Source organism: Paraburkholderia sp. RL18-085-BIA-A (genome assembly GCF_046027075.1).
Taxonomy (GTDB): Bacteria; Pseudomonadota; Gammaproteobacteria; order Burkholderiales; family Burkholderiaceae; genus Paraburkholderia.
Genome location: NZ_JARESU010000491.1, coordinates 1 through 969, shown reverse-complemented (window position 1 = coordinate 969; position 969 = coordinate 1). Strand labels below are relative to the sequence as shown.

The 969-nt window shown below is 63.2% G+C and carries 1 protein-coding gene; it reads left to right on the top strand.

Going from position 1 to position 969, the window contains the following annotated elements; all coding sequences use genetic code 11:
• Positions 1-397: 397 nt before the first annotated feature.
• Complete coding sequence (locus tag P0D89_RS53450; protein WP_408363246.1) at positions 398-796, top strand: hypothetical protein; 399 nt, start codon at positions 398-400, stop codon at positions 794-796.
• The last annotated feature ends 173 nt before the right edge of the window (positions 797-969 follow it).

The following is a 969-nucleotide window of genomic DNA, read 5'->3' as shown; positions in this document are numbered from 1 at the left end:
GGTGCGCCCGCTGAAGAAACTGAAGGATGCCGCTCTCTAAGCCGGACCGCTGGAATGGGAGCCCCTCGCGACGGAAGTCCGAGGGGCTTTTTTGCTTCTATGTCTGCCCACATGCAACGAGAGCCGTTCCGTGACGTCAAGTTGATTGCTTCGCAAACGGGTTGATGGGCTGAACCCACCTGTGGAAACGAGACCACCCTCCGGGCGAGCTCCGCCGGCGGGCTTTTCGTACCGGGCAAGTGCCGCCTGGAAATTCTGCTTCCTCCCCAGGCGCCGCGGTTGGGGGCGGACCGGCATCCGGCCATACACGCACCGTTCCCTCTATTCCAGCGCTGAAGTATGCTCATAAGTGCGCGCCGCATCGCATCGTGGCGTCGCGACGAAACAGGAGCATGTCATGAAGCTCTTCCCGGCAACGGCGCGCGCCGGTAGCGCCTTTGCACTGCTTGCGCTGTCCGGCTGCAACTACGTCCCTCCCGGCTACTATCCATACGGATACTATCCCGCCGTTCCTACTGTCGCTACCCAGCACGAAGTCCCTGCTCAAGGCTACGGCTTGTCGAACGGCGCCGACGCCCAGAACATCCCGCCCGCATTGCCGAGTGAACCCGCGTATGTCTTTCCGGCGCCCATGTACGTCGCGCCCGCCTACTACCCCGGGTACTATCCCCCCTACCCGTGGTATGGCTGGCCCGGCTGGTGGGGACCGTCGGTGTCGTTCAGCTTCGGCTACTGGGGTGGTGGACATGGCCACTGGGGCGGTCATGGCGGGCACGGAGTCGGGCATGGCCATTGAACCGCCGAGGTTCGACAATCGAGCTGCGTAACCGCGTCCAGTTCGCCGCCGCTGATTTCATGCCTCGGTTAAAAGAGACCTCGCCTGTTCAAGAAGAGCGTGCGACGCGGCAAACTCATTGCGTCCAGCCATCGTCAGCGCGGCTTGGAGCTCGTCGTCAGATGACGCGACGG

Bases quoted from the DNA above. Each gene is read 5' to 3' on its own strand.
- P0D89_RS53450 (WP_408363246.1), top strand. From the start codon at position 398: ATGAAGCTCTTCCCGGCAACGGCGCGCGCCGGTAGCGCCTTTGCACTG.